This window comes from Arthrobacter sp. TJ-170, assembly GCF_058269305.1.
The window spans coordinates 543101-558631 of sequence record NZ_JBZCNL010000002.1 but is presented as its reverse complement, the minus strand read 5'-3'; the positions used below and the strand labels follow the sequence as shown (position 1 = coordinate 558631).

The following is a 15531-nucleotide window of genomic DNA, read 5'->3' as shown; positions in this document are numbered from 1 at the left end:
CGGGTTCAGGCCCCTTTCCAACCTTACAAGTTGTCCGCCTGGTTGCCCGGCGCGTACATGACATCGACGTCCCATCGCGTGAAGCCCAGGGAGCGGTAGAGAGCCACGGCGGCGGTGTTGTCGGCGTCAACGTACAGCATGATGGCCTGCAGTCCGAGAGAATGCAGATGTTCGATCCCGGCGATCGTGAGCGCCTTGCCGAGTCCCATGCCCTGCGCGGAGGGGGTCACACCCACTACATAGACCTCGCCGATGGCGGGGTGCTTGCCGCTGCGTGGGTGCACTTTGGTCCAGTGGAAGCCGAGCAGCTGGTCATCCGAATCAGGGACCGCGAGTATCAGGCCCTTCGGGTCAAACCAGTCCTCAGCCATGCGCGCCTGCAGATCCTCGAGCGTCATGGCGCCCTGCTCAGGGTGGTGCGCGAAAGCCGCGGCGTTGGCCTCGAGCCACGCTTGTTCGTCACGGCCGGGTTCGAAAGCACGCAGGCGGACCCCGTCCGGGATGACGGCGTCGGGCACCGTCGCTTCGAGCGCGGCGCGTGTCTGCCGCATCCGCCACAGTTCGCGTACGGGTGTGAACCCTGCTTTGCCGGCAAGTTCGACGGCGGCGGCGTGGTTGCCGTGCGACCACGCCCGCAGTTCCGGCAACTGATGGTCCTGCAGCGCGCGCACCAGGCTTGTGCCGACGCCCTGGTTTCGGTAGATGGGCCGGACCACGAGTTCCAGCACCCCCGGTTGGCCCCCCGCGCGGGGAAGGCTGACGACGGCGACACCGGCCAGCTCCTCATCAGCGTCACCGGCGCTGACACCATCACTGGCATAGGTCGCGAAAACCAGCAGGGAGTCCGGGTGCTCCTGGGAAGCACGCAGGTTCACCATTGTCTGTTCGGAGAGGGGCGGGTTGCCGTCCGCATCCTCAGCGGCGCGGGCGAGGCCGACAATGTCCTCCAGCACCTCAGCGCGCGGAGCGCCGCTGATGGTGAGGATGGGCCAGGTGGATACTTCATCCGTCATGGGACTAAGCGTAGTGTGCGAGGCTCCCGACGCGGGCGAAATGAGGGATGACAGGCCACCGGCCTCCCGGTGACAATGGACGCAGGTTTCTTCATCCACAGCGTTGGAGGGCCGACAGTCTCCGGAAGGAAGGCGGCCATGACGGGTGTTGCAGTGAAGACCACGGCCGTGACCAGCCAGCTGAGACTTCCTTACGCAGAGGTCGGGGATCCGGACGGCATCGCCGTGGTGTTCGTGCACGCGTGGGTGGAGTCATGGCGGTATCTGCAAACCGTCCTCGAACGCCTGCCGCCGTTCATCCACGGATACGCTCCGACTCAACGCGGCCACGGCAACGCCGACAAGCCTCGCGACGGTTACCGGCCCGCTGACTTCGCCGCCGACCTTGTCTGCTTCATGGACTCGGTCGGGATTGGCCGGGCGGTCCTGGTGGGTGCCTCCAGCGGGGGACTGGTCGCTGAAACCCTGGCCGGCGACAGACCCGACCGGGTGTCCGGTCTGGTGCTCATCAGCACCCCGGCAAGCCTGGCCGGCAAGCCCGGCGTCACCGAAATGGAACAGACCATCGCGCTCCTCGAGGACCCGCTTGACCGTGCGTTCGTCGAGGACTTCGTGCGAGCCACCACCCCCGGGCACATGCCCGAGGAACTCCTCGAAACCATGGTCGAGGAGAGCCTGATGGCCCCGGCCCGGGTCTGGAAGGACACCCTGCTCGGGCTGATGAGCGCCGATCCCACCGCACTACTGGACCGAATCACCGCGCCGACGCTTCTGATCTGGGGTGACCACGACCCGTTCGTCCCGCGCCGCGACCAGGACATCATTGTCAATGGCATCCGCGACGCCAGGCTGATCGTGTATCCAGGTGCGGGTCACGGCGTCCATCTCGAGCAACCCGACCGGGTTGTCGATGACCTCGCCAACTTCGTCACCGATCTGTCCTGACCGCAGTCAGGACAGGTTTTGGCGGCATCGACGGCAATGCGTTAGGCTTTTCAAGCGCTCGAAAGAGAGCAACTGGGGGGATGTGCCAGTGGGGCACCCTCGATACGTTCGACCCGTATGTCCTCCACGAACAAAAAGAGACTCCCTCTCCGCGACGCGGTGGGGGAGTCTTTGTTTATGCCTGCTGGTTGACGGTGGAGTCATCCGGTTGCCGGCTCAGCGTGAACCGGTAGCCCACATTCCGCACGGTGCCGATCAGCTGCTCGTGGTCGGCGCCGAGCTTGGCCCGCAAACGACGCACATGGACGTCGACGGTCCGCGTGCCTCCGTAGTAGTCATAACCCCACACCTCGTGCAGGAGCTGGTCCCGGGTGAAGACCCGGCCGGGGTGCTGCGCAAGGTACTTCAGCAGCTCGAATTCCTTGTACGTGAGGTTCATCGGTTCGCCGCCCACCCGCGCGGTGTAGCTCGCTTCATCGATGACGACGCCGGAGGCATGGATCTCGCTCGACACCTCCTCGGCCGCGGTGTTGGCCCGCGAAATCACGAGTCGCAGCCGCGCCTCGACCTCTGCGGGGCCGGCGGAGTCGAGGACCACGTCGTCGGCCAGCCAGTTCGCGGCGACAGCTGCCATCCCACCTTCGGTGAGGACCAGCATGATAGGGGCGCTCAGTCCGGTGGCCCGCAGCAGCTGGGTCAGTGAACGGGCTCCCACGAGGTCCTTGCGCGCATCGATGATGACGACGTCGGACGGTTCAGTTTCAAGCAGGGCGGTGGGCTCTGCAGGGAGGATGTGCACCTTGTGGTTGAGCAACTCCAGTGCAGGGAGGATCTCCACGGACGAGCCCGGGCTGTTCGTCAGCATCAGGATGTGCGGCATGTGTCCTCCAGGGATTGGGACGCGCATCATCGGGCGGGCGCAACGGTGGCCGGGTGCCGCGGGCAGTGGGTTGTTCCGGCGGGCCCGCAGCGGATTCCGTTCAGTATACCGGTGTGATTCCTTGCACTCCGTAACATTCCACGGCCACCACGCTGTTCGGACATCGATCGGACAAGGGCGTACGCCGCATACGGACTGCCGCTTTCGACGCCTCCCACATGGGTAGGGCAGTATTGCAGGGGTGAGAATAATGATGGCGGCACTTGTCGGGGCGGTCGCTCTGATCGCTATCGTCGGCGCCTCCTACGTGTCATTGGAGGTGAGCGCCGTCGTCGTCGCCGTTCTTATCCTGGTGGCGTCGATCGGGTGGCCTTACCTTTTGGGTGTTCCGGCACGCAAGAGCCAGTCCGCCGCCATCGCGGTCAGTGCGCTCGCCGCCTGCGCCGCTGCGTACCTGTCTCCCTCCGGAGCTGCGCTCATCTGGCTGCCGGTTGCGGTGGCGCTTGGTCTCGGTGCCGTCTTTCTCATTCAACTCCTCCGCGGTACAGGTCAAAGCCTCCGCCTCGAATCGACGCTGGGGGCCAGTTCCGGCGTTCTGATCATCGCCCTTGGTGCAGGCTGGATTGCGACGGAAAACCTCGGCATCAACGCAGGGACGTCCGGCGTCACGCTCGTCACGGGAATCAGCGTTCTGGTCGCGATCGCTGCAGCCCTGCTCCCATGGCCGGACCGGATGGTCGGGCCGCTCGGCGTTGTCCTCGCGGCGCTCGCCGGTCCGTTGTGCGCGTTGATATTCACCGACGTGGAGGGGCTGGCCGCGGGAATCATCGGTGCGGTGTGCGGCGCCGTCGTCATGGCTGCCCGGCGCCTCTTGATCAGCCGGGAGGAGCCCCTGGACACTGCGGCGGTCCTCGCAGTTGGAGTGGCTCCGATCCTGGGCATCGGATCGCTCGTGTACTTCCTTGAGCGCCTCCTGCTGAGTTGAGGCCCTGCCCACACGCCCTTCATAGTGGCGCGGGCAAAGGAAACACGGCGTTAGGATGGAAACATGTCACTACTTGCGCTGGAAATCTTCTTCATCTCGCTGCTGGTCGTCGCGGGGCTGGGCATGGCCGGTTTCGCTGCACTCGTCATTGCACGCCTGTACAAGGGCCAGAAGTAACCCACGCTGATCCATGTCGTTTGAGATCCCCACAGACCTGACGCCCGAGCTCGTTCCCCTGTCCTGGTTGCTGGGCACCTGGGAGGGCTCCGGCAGGCTGGGCGAGGGCAACGCGGATTCCGAACACTTCTTCCAGCGTGCCACCTTCACGCAGCACGGACTGCCCTATGTGCAGTACACGGCTGAGAGCTGGCTGACGGATGAAGAAGGAAACACCCTGCGCCCGCTGTCGGTTGAGACCGGCTTCTGGGCGCTGGACCGAAAACTGAACGACGCCGACGTAGGCCCCGGTCTGTCGCCGGCCGACATCGTGCCCGCGTTGAAGAGCGCCGACGAAGTTGAACAATTCCGTAATGAAGCGGGCGGCTTCGACATCACAGCCACCATCGTCCACCCGGGTGGGATCGCGGAGCTGTACTACGGAAGCATCAAGGGCCCGCAGATCCAGCTCACCACCGACCTCGTGATGCGCGGGCAGCACTCCAAGGACTACTCCGCTGCCACCCGGCTGTTCGGGCTGGTCAACGGGGACCTCTACTGGCGCTGGGACATTGCTGCGGACGGCAATTCGCTGGAGCCGCATGCGTCCGCGATCCTCCGGAAGACTTCCTGATTCTTCGGGACGGTCAGTGTCGCTCCCGGAATACCCCTCCCATCGAAGGACGTTGCTAACGGTATGACCTTCTCAAGCCCGCTTCTTTCCATGCCCGGCGCCGTGGCTGCCGGAGCACCCGATGAGGGCGTGGCAGCACACTACGGCGATCCCCTCCGCGAACAGCGTTCGCTCGCCCGAGGGGAGGCCGTCGTCGATCTCTCTCACCGCGGCGTCGTTACCGTCTCGGGCCCTGACCGGTTGAGCTGGCTCAACACCCTCTCGTCGCAGCTGCTGCTGGACCTGGCTCCGGGTGAATCCACCGAGACGCTCCTGCTCACTGTGCAGGGCCGCATCGAGTTCAGCCCCAAGGTAGTCGACGACGGTGCAACCACCTGGCTTCTGACCGAGGGCTGGGAAGCCGCTCCGCTTGCGCAGTGGCTGGATCGCATGAAGTTCATGCTGCGCGTCGAGATTATGGACGTAACTTCCGACTGGGCAACGATCGGTTCAGTGAAGCCGGTCGAGCGCTTCAGCGGCAACATCACCTGGATTGATTCCTGGCCCCACGTCCGCTCGGGCGGGTACTCCTACAGCGTTGTCTCGGAGGAGACACACCCGGGTGCTGAGCGGCCCTGGCAGGAGTACCTGGTTCCCCGCACCGATCTCGCAGAAGCCGTGGATGGGCTCCAGCTGGCGGGCATGATGGCGGCCGAAGCCCTGCGCATTGCGGCCTGGCGGCCGCGCCTCGGCATAGAGACCGATGAGCGCACCATCCCGCACGAGCTTGACCTCCTGCGCACGGCAGTCCACTTGACGAAGGGCTGCTACAAAGGCCAGGAAACCGTCGCCCGGGTCCACAATCTCGGACACCCGCCGCGTCGGCTCGTCTTTCTCCAGCTGGACGGCAGCCAGCACACGCTGCCGGAACGGGGAAGCGGCGTCGTTGTTGGTGGACGTACGGTGGGTACCCTGACCTCCGTCGGTCAGCATTACGAGATGGGCGCTGTAGGCCTTGCGGTCATCAAGCGCAGCGTGGACCCGGCTGCCACCCTGGAGGTGGTTGACGGCGATGAACATTACGCCGCCGCCCAGGAACTGATCGTTGCCACGGACGCCGGCCAGGTTGTGGGCCGTCCCACAGGACTGCTGAAAGGCGGCAGAGCATGACCGATCAGGAAACCCCGGATTCCTCAGCAGACGCAGCGATCGCCCTGGCTCACCGACTTCTGGACGCAGCGCGGGAAGGCGACGGTGCAACACTGCGCAAGTACCTCGACGCAGGTGTGCCGGCGACCCTGACCAACGCCGCCGGGGACAGCCTTGTGATGCTCGCTGCCTACAACGGTCACGCGTCCGTGGTTGCCGACCTGCTGGCCCGCGGAGCCGACGCAGACTCGGCGAACGACCGCGGTCAGACCCCTCTCGCGGGAGCAGTCTTCAAGGGGTACACCGACGTCGTTGCCACCCTGCTGGGTGCAGGAGCGGATGCCGACGCCGGAACGCCGTCGGCTCGCGCTGCGGCCGGCATGTTCGGCCGGCCGGAGATGCTGGAGCTCTTCGACTAACGCTGCTGCCCGGGGTCGCCTTCCAACACGACGGAGGTCTGGCTCCCGGCGTGGATGAATCCCGTGCTGATGGCCGTCCGATGTGAGGCTATGTTGTCCGTGCGCGCACGCCACTGCGGGATGAGCCCGGCAGCCATCGATTCCTCCACCGCGATCGACGCAGCGTAGGACGCGTATCCCCGGCGCCGTTCGGCTGGTGCCGTGAGCACCCCGAGGTGCGCGAGGATGCCCTCCCAGATGTCGTAGCCGGCGCCGGCGAGTAGGAGCAACGGATCATGGGACTCGTCCACGAGCACACAGGTGTGCTCCATACCGCTCAATCCCACCTCGGCAACATCGTCCGGCGGGCAGAGCCGCTCCAGCGCAACGGCGTGTTCGGGGTCGCTGCTGACGGGCGGCCCGTCGTCCGGGAAGGACGGCAGGGTGTCGCAGAAGTACAGGTTAGCTTCGCCGAGCCCTCGCCCGCCGTGCCGGCGGCTCATGGACAACAGCGTTGAGTGCTGTGCCAGCTCTGCCCCCGACAACCCCTTGGCCGCATCCAGGGCCCAGGTGGGCCCTACCAACGCTTCCTTCCCGAAGAGCGAGACGAAGGTAAGCAGCGGTGCAGTGTTGTCCTCGCGGTAGATGCGGTCAGGACCGCCGGCCATGGCGCCGTCGTCGAACCCCAGCAGCCTGGACCAGGCCAGCTGGATGATCGAAATGGTGCCGGGTTCGAGATTCATCTCGAGATTCATACAGCAACGTTAGCGCGATCGCGTGAGCCGCCTGAACTGACGGGGCCCGCCTGAACAGTGCGCAACGGAAGAGGATGGCTTGGCTTAACCGAAGAGGATGGCCGCTTCGTCGTAGCGGTGCTGCGGGACGCGCTTGAGGTTGCCCAGCGCTGCCTCGAAGCCCACATGTGCAATCTCCGTGCCGTTGAGGGAGACCATGGTTCCCCACAGCCCGTCGATGACCGAGTCGACGGCGGCCATACCCAGGCGGGTCGCGAGCACACGGTCAAAAGCGGAGGGGACGCCGCCGCGCTGGATGTGACCGAGAATTGTGGCACGGGTTTCGATGCCGGTGCGTGCTTCAATTTCGGGAGCAAGCTGGTCGGCGATACCGCCCAGGCGGGGCCTGCCGAAGGTGTCCAGACCGCGCTCGGAGTGCGCCTGTTCCATGTGGGACGGGACGAACCCCTCAGCGACGACTACCAGCGGTGCGCGGCCGCGGTCGCGGGCGTCGGTGACCCACTCGCAGACCTGTTCGATGGAGGTCTGCTGCTCGGGGATAAGGATGGCGTGCGCGCCGGAGGCCATGCCGGCGTGGAGCGCAATCCAACCGACGTGACGACCCATCACTTCAGCCACCATGCACCGGGAATGGGACTCACCCGTGGTACGGAGCCGGTCGATTGCCTCGGTGGCGATCTGCACTGCCGTGTCGAAGCCGAAGGTGTAATCGGTGGCGTCGAGGTCATTATCGACCGTCTTGGGTACGCCCACGATCTTCAGGCCGGCGTCGGTGAGGCGCTTTGCAGCCGCGAGGGTGCCTTCACCGCCAATAGCGATCAGTGCGTCGATACCAAGCCGGTCAAGGGTGGCCTTGATTGCGTCCGGTCCGCCGTTGCCATCGAACGGATTGGTGCGCGACGTACCTAGGATGGTGCCGCCCTGCTTGGAGATGCCTCGCACCATGTGACGGGGAAGATCGATGATTTCGCCTTCAACAACGCCCCGCCAACCGTCCCTGAACCCCACGAATTCGAGACCGTCAGTTTTGATGCCCTTGAGGACAGCTCCGCGGATGACCGCGTTGAGCCCGGGGCAGTCGCCTCCGCTGGTGAGGATTCCGATCTTCATGTAAGGCGATTTCCAATCAATTGAGGACGGGTGAGTTGGTCAGGCGCCTCCTTGAGCCACGTATGATTCTAGACACACTGAACCGCCGCGGAGGTTTGTGAAGTCTCCCGCGGCGGAACGTGGCTCGTGCAATCAGCGGTTCGAGACCAGCTTCTCCAGCGCAATTGTGCCGTCCGTTTTGGGGAGCAGCAGCCAAAGCACTACATACAGTGGCGGCCCGATCACGGGCAGCAGGAAGCTGAGCAGGATGCCGATCCTCACCAGGCCGACGGGCCAGCCGAACTTCAGGGCAATTCCCGCAGCGATGCCTCCGAACCATCCGCCGGGTGCGCGCTTGATGGGGGAGGAGCGGAGAGCGTTGAAGAAAGGATTCATGGGTCCATGCTTTCGTATCGGTGAAGGGTTGTCACGGGAAGGCGTGATATCCGCCGGTGTGCACTTAGTTGCGGCGGTTCATTGAGAGGACTCCGCCCACTATGAGGGCCACGCCGGTGCCGACAAGGAGCACCATGACCACGAGCACGGGGTCCAGCACCAGGCCGGTCAGCTCGCCGGCCAGAACGAGCAGGCCAATGACAATGGCGAGTATTCCCCAGATGATGGTGCCGGCGCGGGGCCGGGCGTCGTCGTCGTGCTGGTTCGGATAGAGGGTGCTCATCGTTCCTGCCTGCTTTCGGTGTCCTGAAGTGCGTCTTCAGTAGTGGCGACGGTGATATGGCTGACCACGCCCCGCACGTCGATGATGATGCGCGGGCCTTCCGCGTCCTCATTGAGGTGCAGGGTGCGGGGCTGCCAGAGACCGCCGACGCTCGTTGTGTCGTCGGCGGAGACAACCTCGGTTGAGCTGAGCGCCATCCGGGAGCGCACTTCAACCGGTATGCCGTCCGGAACGAGGATGCCGACGTTACCTGCTGCAGCGTTGACGGGAACGACGACGTCCTCGGTGATGTCCCCGAGGCCGGTCAGATCCACCCGGCCCTGTCCAACGACGACGGTGTAGCCCTCCGATGCCGGGCTGGCGGCGGTCATGGACCACCTGCCCTGGTCGGCGAGGACCCAGTTGCCCGTTGGCGGGGAGGATGACGAGATGATCGTGGCCACGATGCCCACAGTCGCCAGGAACCCCAGAGCCCCGGAGGTGCGTCCGCGGATGCCGAGCAGGACGATTCCAATACCCAGTACGACGACGCCGGTCGCCAGCGCGACGGCGATGACGCTGTCGCCGAGGTCGAGGAATCCAACGTAGTCAAGGACAAGCACCAGAGCCGCACAGAGGAGCGCCCCGCCAAGGAAGATTGCGACGTCGGCTCCCGTGGGCCTCGGTACCACCGGTTTGGGTGCGGTCTTGACTGAAGGTACTCCGGAACCGGCGGAACCGGCGGAACCGGCATAGCCGGCGTAAGGGTAGGTGGGCGCGGTAGCAGGCGAAAAGGCGTCGGTGGGAGCGCCGGCCGGGGCAGTGCCGGCCGGGGGCGTGCCGGCTTCGCCGTCGATCCTGTTCCTGCTGGAGTTGGAGATCCAGTAGACAATGAACACCGCTACGCCGATCCAGAACAGGCTCCAGACGAAGCCGCCGAACCCGCCGGTGTTGCCGAAGAAGGGCGCGTCAGGACGCCACAGACCGAGGAGCGATACCACCAGGGCGCCGGTCATGCCGGAGGTCCAGCTGCCGCGCGCAGCCGATTCGGCGTGGATGCGTCCGTCGGGCTCGGGCAGCAGCGCCCAGGCCAGTCCGTAGGCGAGGAGGCCGATTCCGCCGAAGATCGCGAGGACCACGAAGAGGCCGCGGACAAGGATGACGTCCAGCCCGGTGCGCACCGAGATACCGGTTGCTACGCCGCCGATCCAGCGGTCCTGGCCGCGAACGATCCTCAGGCTTCGCACCCAGCCGAAGAAGCCGGCGCCGGCACCGGGATCAACGCGCGTGCTTCCGCCGGGTGCCTCCGGGTTAGAGCCGGCCGGGGAATCCGGGGCGTCGTCGGAGTCCCGGGGGGAGGAAGAAGGGTCCTGATGCGGGTTCATATCTCCATCCTCATCCCGGGCCGCCGTTCCAACCATCGGGGCTGACCCTGAACCGCCCCTGACCTCCGGCGGGATTCCCCTGATAACAGGTACCACCGGGCCCTGACCGTGCTTGGATTGACTCATGAGACCCCCGCTGCTTCGCTCCAATGACGCCGTCATTGCGGGGGTCTGCGCCGGTCTGGCGGTCCACCTGGGAGTATCACTGAGGGCTGCCCGCATCGGGATGGTTGCGCTCTCGCTGGTGGGCGGTGCCGGCGTCGTTCTCTATGGCTGGCTGTGGCTGCTGGTTCCCACTGCGGAAGAACGACGACGGGGCGTGCCGACTCCCGCCGGCCTGCGGCTGGGCACGCCGGTCCTTGCGGGCCCGGAGTCGAAGACGGCGCGGTCCTTCGGTGCGGCCGGCGGACGCGAGGTGCTGATCGGCGTCGGACTCCTCGTGGTTGCTGCGGCTTTCGTCGCCCAGCAGCTCGGAGTGAATGTGCAGTGGGGCTGGCTGGTTCCGGTCGCTGCAGTGGCGCTCGGCGCGGTTCTCGCCTGGTCCCAGCTCGACGAGGCCCGCCGAACCAGGCTCATGAATCATGCAGGCGCTACCCGGGCTGAAGGTGTGGCGCGGCTGGCGGCGGGCCTGGTCCTGGTGATGGTCGGATTGCTGATCCTCGTTTCCGGCTCGCTGTCCTGGGAGTTCACCTGGCCGGTGCTCCTTGCAACTGCGGCAGTGCTTGGCGGTGTGGGGCTGGTGCTGGCGCCATGGGGCCTGAAGTTCTGGAAGGACCTCGAGGAGGAGCGTTCTGCCCGTGTCCGTGAAACGCAGCGGGCAGAAATCGCCGCCCACCTCCACGACTCGGTGTTGCAGACGCTGGCTCTCATCCAGAACCGGGCGGCCTCGGAGCAGGACGTTGTGCGTCTGGCACGCGCCCAGGAACGCGAGCTGCGGCGCTGGCTCTATGCCGACTCCGCCGAGCGAACCGGCAATCTGGCGGACCGCATCAAGGTGATTGCTGCGGAAGTGGAAGAGGCTTACGGACATCCTGTCGACGTCGTGTCCGTTGGGGACACGCCCATGACTCCGCGCCAGGACGCCCTCGTGCAGGCAACACGCGAGGCCATCCTCAATGCGGCCAAGCATGCGGGCGGCCCCGTCTCGGTCTATCTTGAGGCAGGGACCGCCGGATCGGAGGTCTTCGTACGCGACCGCGGAGCGGGGTTCAATATGAACGAGGTGCCCGCTGACCGATTGGGGATCCGGGAGTCGGTCATCAACCGCATGCAGCGCCACGGCGGGACTGCGCGGATCCGCAGCTCGGAGGCGGGAACGGAAGTACAGCTGACCATGCCCCAAGAGGAAGCAGGAGCTATCCATGACTGAGCCGATCACCGTCGTCGTGGTCGATGACCACGCCATTTTCCGGTCCGGTGTGAAGGCGGACCTCGACGGACGTGTCGAGGTGGTCGGCGAGGCGGCCACGGTTGAGGAGGCGATCGCCGTCATTCGTGCGCAGCAGCCGCAGGTTGTCCTGCTCGACGTCCATCTGCCCGGCGGGAAGGGCGGCGGCGGTGCCGAGGTGATCGCCGGGTGCTCCGACGTACGACAGACCACCCGCTTCCTCGCCCTCAGCGTGTCCGATTCGGCCGAAGACGTGGTCACGGTCATCCGGGCCGGTGCGCGCGGCTATGTCACGAAGACCATCACGGGTGCCGACATTTCCGACGCCGTGCTGCGGGTGGCCTCGGGGGATGCCGTGTTCTCGCCGAGGCTCGCCGGGTTCGTTCTCGATGCCTTCGGAACCGCTGCCGTCGCGGCAGCCGAAAGCGAACTGGACCGGCTTTCAGCGCGGGAGCTGGAAGTGATGCGGCTGATCGCCCGGGGCTACAGCTACAAGGAGGTGGCGAAGGAGCTGTTCATCTCCATCAAGACCGTCGAAACCCACGTCTCAGCCGTCCTCAGAAAGCTGCAGCTCTCCTCACGGCACGAGCTCACCCGCTGGGCAGCCGAGCGCCGATTGCTTTAGCTCCGGTGGCCGCCGCAGCGCGGCAGAAGCGAGTCAGCGCGCTTTGCCGAGGAACTCCTGGAGCCTGCCGACGCCCTCGGCGAGGTCGTCGTCTCCAAGCGCGTAGGACAGGCGAAGGAACCCGCTCGGCCCGAAAGCCTCACCCGGAACCACGGCCACCTCAACCTTGTCGAGAATCAACGCTGCCAGTTCGGCCGACGTGGCCGGCCGTGCACCGGCGAGCTCCCGGCCCAGCAGCTCCCTGACGTCCGCATACGCATAGAAGGCACCATGCGGAGTCGGGCACTGGACACCGTCGATCTCGTTCAGTCCTGAAACCATGGCACGACGACGGCGGTCGAAGGACTTCTTCATCTCCTCCACCGCGGTCAGCGGCCCGGATACAGCGGCAAGAGCAGCCATCTGGGACACGTTCGCGACGTTCGACGTCGCATGCGACTGCAGGTTGGTGGCCGCCTTCACCACGTCTTTGGGTCCGATCATCCAGCCCACGCGCCAACCGGTCATGGCGTAGGTCTTGGCCACGCCGTTGAGGATCACTACGCGGTCACCCAGCGAGGGCGCAGCCGTTGCAATGGAGGTGAACGGAACGTCGTCGTACGTGAGGTGTTCGTAGATCTCGTCCGTGACCACCCACAGGCCGTTGGCCGCTGCCCACTCGCCGATCTCCCGGACCTGTTCCGGCGAGTACACCGACCCGGTCGGGTTGGACGGGGAAACAAAGAGCAGGATCTTCGTGCGGGGCGTCCGCGCCGCCTCCAACTGGTCGATGGTTGCCAGATAGGACTGCTCGGGGCCGGCGAAGACCTCCACTGGGACGCCTCCGGCCAGCCGGATGGCTTCGGGGTACGTAGTCCAGTACGGGGTCGGGACCAGCACCTCGTCGCCTGGATCAAGCAGGGTTGCGAAGGACTCGTAAACTGCCTGCTTGCCGCCATTGGTCACCAGCACCTGTGCCGGGTCAACCTGGTAGCCCGAATCGCGCAGCGTCTTCTCGGCGATGGCCTGCTTCAGTTCGGGCAGCCCTCCAGCGGGGGAGTAGCGGTGGAACCGGGGCTGCCGCGCGGCGTCGACAGCTGCGTCCACAATGTACTCGGGCGTGGGAAAGTCCGGTTCGCCGGCGCCGAACCCGATCACAGGGCGACCGGCCGCCTTGAGCGCCTTTGCCTTCGCATCAACGGCGAGGGTGGCGGATTCAGCGATAGCGGCGATTCGCTGGGACACGCGTCCGTTGGAGTGCTGGGACAGGGCGTCAGCGGCAGTCATGGTCTTCCCATCAGTCGAGTTGGGTGGGTGTCAGGGTAGGTCCACACCAGCTTAGGGGTTCACCCCTGAACGAGACCCTCACGACGCGTTGAATGCCAGGGTGGATGGCCTCCGGCACGGGCGCCAATAAGCCTGCGCCCGGCCCGGTTCGACGTCGGGTCCCGGATTGCGTAGACTAGTTCCTCGGTGTTGAAGTCGCCATGATGGTTCATGCCCGCACCGCGGAATTCTGTACTACGGAATTTCCGCACAGGGCATCGGGCAACGGCGAAGCTTCACTCCAAAGGGTAGTGGCGCAATTGGTAGCGCAGCGGTCTCCAAAACCGCAGGTTGCAGGTTCGAGTCCTGTCTGCCCTGCGCATCACCGTCATGGTCAGCATGCGGCAGTGCGGCGTTGAACGCTCTATGAGTGATGGGTCAGTGCGGCCAGCTCAGGTACCTACAGGATTGGTGAGGTTGAAGGTGACCGATACGGCTGCGAGCAGCTCCAAGGGAAACCCCGCCGGCAACGAGAATCCGAAGCGTGGATTCTTTGGTCGAATCATCCTTTTTGTACGGCAGGTCATCGCCGAACTGCGCAAGGTGGTTGTACCCACCCGCAAGGAACTGATCCGGTTCACCATCACAGTCATGGTGTTCGTGATCATCATGATGCTCATCGTGACCGGGTTGGACTTCCTGTTCGGCACCGGCGCAGTGTGGGTCTTTGGCGGCGACAGCTAGTTTCTGCCCATCAGCGGCAGTATCGAGCAAGCACAGCAATCCAGAAAGCAGGCAGCTAGGTGTCCGAGCAAGAACTCGAACGACAGATCACAACCGACGAGGAAGATCTGGGTACCGAGGATCAGGTAACTGCAGCAGGTGCGGATGACGCCCCAGCTGATGCAGTTGCGCCCGCGGACAGTGATGGCTCCTCCTTCGCGGAGGATGCAGCTGACGAGCCTGCCGGGGACGCTGCAGAAGAGACAACCGGGGAGTCTCTTGAAGAAGCAGCCGGCGCCGACGCCGATGAGGAGCAGGAACCCGAGGTCGACCCCGTCGCTGACTTCAAAGCCAAGCTGCGTCGCCAGGAGGGCGACTGGTACGTCATCCACTCCTACGCCGGTTACGAGAACCGCGTGAAGGCAAACCTGGAGACCCGTATCCAGACGCTGGACATGGAAGATTTTATCTTCGAGATCCAGGTGCCCATGGAAGAAGTCGTGGAGATCAAGAACACCACGCGAAAAATCGTCAACCGTGTCCGTATCCCCGGTTACGTGCTGGTGCGCATGGATCTCACGGATGAATCGTGGGGTGCCGTTCGCCACACTCCCGGCGTCACCGGATTCGTCGGCAACGCCCATGATCCCGTGCCACTGAGCCTCAACGAAGTGTTCTCCATGCTGGAGCACACCATTGTGAAGCCCGGCGCCGAGGCTGGAAAGCCGGCACGTGCCCAGGCGACGCCGGCCATGGTGAACTTCGAGGTCGGCGAGTCCGTGACCGTCAACGAGGGCCCGTTCGAGACCCTTCCGGCCACCATCTCCGAGATCAAACCCGAATCACAGCAGTTGGTTGTTCTGGTGTCGATCTTCGAGCGCGAGACGCCGGTTACCCTCTCGTTCAATCAGGTAACCAAGATCCAATAGACTTCGTCTTCGTCGGGCTCGCTTTGGCCCGTCAGGACGGCCGACCGCCACGCCATGGCGGTCACCATCCACGGGACGCTCCTGTCCCGAGGAACGAAATGTAAGAAAAGGACCCTTTCATGGCCCCCAAGAAGAAGGTCACCGGCCTCATCAAGCTGCAGATCCAGGCAGGCGCCGCTAACCCGGCTCCTCCGATCGGTCCTGCGCTTGGCCAGCACGGTGTCAACATCATGGAGTTCTGCAAGGCATACAACGCCGCAACAGAATCCCAGCGCGGGAATGTTATCCCCGTCGAAATCACGGTGTACGAGGACCGCTCGTTCACCTTCGTTACCAAGACCCCTCCGGCTGCCGAGCTGATCAAGAAGGCCGCCGGCGTGCAGAAGGGTTCGGCTACGCCGCACACCGTCAAGGTTGCCAAGCTGACCCAGGCTCAGGTTGAGGAAATCGCCACCATGAAGATGGAAGACCTCAACGCCAACGATGTCCAAGCAGCGGCGAAAATCATCGCCGGCACCGCCCGGTCGATGGGCATCACCGTCGTCTGACGAGCGGACAACCGAACGCTGTCGTCCAACGGCGACAGCAACTAAAAA

At 64.9% G+C, this 15531-nt stretch carries 18 protein-coding genes and 1 tRNA gene; 11 read left to right on the top strand and 8 right to left on the bottom strand.

The features are described from left to right. Window positions 1–23: 23 nt before the first annotated feature. On the bottom strand, window positions 24–1013 hold the full coding sequence (gene mshD / locus AC4D1W_RS06605) for a mycothiol synthase (RefSeq protein ID WP_490898183.1): 990 nt from the start codon (window positions 1011–1013) through the stop codon (window positions 24–26). A gap of 138 nt (window positions 1014–1151) precedes the next feature. On the opposite strand from mshD, the gene AC4D1W_RS06600 reads away from it, so the two are divergent. After that, complete coding sequence (locus AC4D1W_RS06600) at window positions 1152–1958, top strand: alpha/beta fold hydrolase (RefSeq protein WP_490889734.1); 807 nt, start codon at window positions 1152–1154, stop codon at window positions 1956–1958. A 175-nt stretch (window positions 1959–2133) separates the two neighbouring features. On the opposite strand, the gene AC4D1W_RS06595 is transcribed toward AC4D1W_RS06600, so the two are convergent. Further along, on the bottom strand, window positions 2134–2838 hold the full coding sequence (locus AC4D1W_RS06595; RefSeq protein ID WP_490889732.1) for a winged helix-turn-helix transcriptional regulator: 705 nt from the start codon (window positions 2836–2838) through the stop codon (window positions 2134–2136). 250 nt (window positions 2839–3088) lie between these two features. On the opposite strand from AC4D1W_RS06595, the gene AC4D1W_RS06590 reads away from it, so the two are divergent. The 4 genes from AC4D1W_RS06590 to AC4D1W_RS06575 all read left to right on the top strand — a co-directional run bounded on the left by AC4D1W_RS06590 (window position 3089) and on the right by AC4D1W_RS06575 (window position 6160). Then, window positions 3089–3823, top strand: coding sequence for a hypothetical protein (locus AC4D1W_RS06590; protein ID WP_490898182.1), 735 nt, complete (start codon window positions 3089–3091; stop codon window positions 3821–3823). Between the two features lie 190 nt (window positions 3824–4013). Continuing rightward, window positions 4014–4613 carry a heme-binding beta-barrel domain-containing protein gene (locus AC4D1W_RS06585; protein WP_490898181.1) on the top strand — a complete coding sequence of 200 codons (600 nt, stop codon included), beginning with the start codon at window positions 4014–4016 and terminating at the stop codon, window positions 4611–4613. A gap of 63 nt (window positions 4614–4676) precedes the next feature. Further along, a complete protein-coding gene (gene ygfZ / locus AC4D1W_RS06580) occupies window positions 4677–5762 on the top strand; it encodes a CAF17-like 4Fe-4S cluster assembly/insertion protein YgfZ (protein WP_490898180.1) in 1086 nt (361 codons plus the stop codon). Continuing rightward, on the top strand, window positions 5759–6160 hold the full coding sequence (locus tag AC4D1W_RS06575) for an ankyrin repeat domain-containing protein (protein WP_490889724.1): 402 nt from the start codon (window positions 5759–5761) through the stop codon (window positions 6158–6160). Before ygfZ ends, AC4D1W_RS06575 begins: the two co-directional genes overlap by 4 nt. On the opposite strand, the gene AC4D1W_RS06570 is transcribed toward AC4D1W_RS06575, so the two are convergent. The 5 genes from AC4D1W_RS06570 to AC4D1W_RS06550 all read right to left on the bottom strand — a co-directional run bounded on the left by AC4D1W_RS06570 (window position 6157) and on the right by AC4D1W_RS06550 (window position 10026). Further along, on the bottom strand, window positions 6157–6894 hold the full coding sequence (locus AC4D1W_RS06570; protein ID WP_490889722.1) for a GNAT family N-acetyltransferase: 738 nt from the start codon (window positions 6892–6894) through the stop codon (window positions 6157–6159). The genes AC4D1W_RS06575 and AC4D1W_RS06570 overlap by 4 nt on opposite strands. An 84-nt stretch (window positions 6895–6978) precedes the next feature. Next, window positions 6979–8004, bottom strand: a complete 1026-nt coding sequence (locus AC4D1W_RS06565) for a 6-phosphofructokinase (RefSeq protein ID WP_490889720.1) — start codon at window positions 8002–8004, stop codon at window positions 6979–6981. 132 nt (window positions 8005–8136) lie between these two features. Then, complete coding sequence (locus AC4D1W_RS06560; RefSeq protein WP_490889718.1) at window positions 8137–8379, bottom strand: PspC domain-containing protein; 243 nt, start codon at window positions 8377–8379, stop codon at window positions 8137–8139. Between the two features lie 64 nt (window positions 8380–8443). Next, window positions 8444–8662: a hypothetical protein gene (locus AC4D1W_RS06555; RefSeq protein ID WP_490889716.1), complete on the bottom strand. Its 219-nt coding sequence runs from the start codon at window positions 8660–8662 to the stop codon at window positions 8444–8446. Next, window positions 8659–10026: a PspC domain-containing protein gene (locus tag AC4D1W_RS06550; protein WP_490898179.1), complete on the bottom strand. Its 1368-nt coding sequence runs from the start codon at window positions 10024–10026 to the stop codon at window positions 8659–8661. Before AC4D1W_RS06550 ends, AC4D1W_RS06555 begins: the two co-directional genes overlap by 4 nt. Before the next feature lie 124 nt (window positions 10027–10150). Between AC4D1W_RS06550 and AC4D1W_RS06545 the strand changes: the two genes are divergently transcribed. Both AC4D1W_RS06545 and AC4D1W_RS06540 read left to right on the top strand, forming a co-directional pair. Continuing rightward, the gene (locus AC4D1W_RS06545; protein ID WP_490898178.1) at window positions 10151–11395 is read left to right on the top strand and encodes an ATP-binding protein; all 1245 of its coding nucleotides are present in this window, start codon (window positions 10151–10153) and stop codon (window positions 11393–11395) included. Next, a complete protein-coding gene (locus AC4D1W_RS06540) occupies window positions 11388–12038 on the top strand; it encodes a LuxR C-terminal-related transcriptional regulator (RefSeq protein WP_490889710.1) in 651 nt (216 codons plus the stop codon). Before AC4D1W_RS06545 ends, AC4D1W_RS06540 begins: the two co-directional genes overlap by 8 nt. A 33-nt stretch (window positions 12039–12071) precedes the next feature. Here the strand turns inward: AC4D1W_RS06540 and AC4D1W_RS06535 are convergent, their stop codons facing one another. After that, entirely contained in the window at window positions 12072–13304 is a 1233-nt protein-coding gene (locus tag AC4D1W_RS06535; protein ID WP_490898177.1) for a pyridoxal phosphate-dependent aminotransferase, read from the bottom strand. Window positions 13305–13588: 284 nt separating this feature from the next. Between AC4D1W_RS06535 and AC4D1W_RS06530 the strand changes: the two genes are divergently transcribed. The 4 genes from AC4D1W_RS06530 (at window position 13589) to rplK (ending at window position 15483) form a co-directional block, all read left to right on the top strand. Then, window positions 13589–13661: transfer RNA gene (locus AC4D1W_RS06530), tRNA-Trp, on the top strand. A gap of 105 nt (window positions 13662–13766) precedes the next feature. Further along, on the top strand, window positions 13767–14027 hold the full coding sequence (secE, locus tag AC4D1W_RS06525) for a preprotein translocase subunit SecE (RefSeq protein ID WP_490889706.1): 261 nt from the start codon (window positions 13767–13769) through the stop codon (window positions 14025–14027). Window positions 14028–14086: 59 nt separating this feature from the next. Beyond that, window positions 14087–14935: a transcription termination/antitermination protein NusG gene (nusG, locus tag AC4D1W_RS06520; RefSeq protein WP_490898176.1), complete on the top strand. Its 849-nt coding sequence runs from the start codon at window positions 14087–14089 to the stop codon at window positions 14933–14935. A gap of 119 nt (window positions 14936–15054) precedes the next feature. After that, on the top strand, window positions 15055–15483 hold the full coding sequence (gene rplK / locus AC4D1W_RS06515) for a 50S ribosomal protein L11 (RefSeq protein ID WP_490889702.1): 429 nt from the start codon (window positions 15055–15057) through the stop codon (window positions 15481–15483). The last annotated feature ends 48 nt before the right edge of the window (window positions 15484–15531 follow it).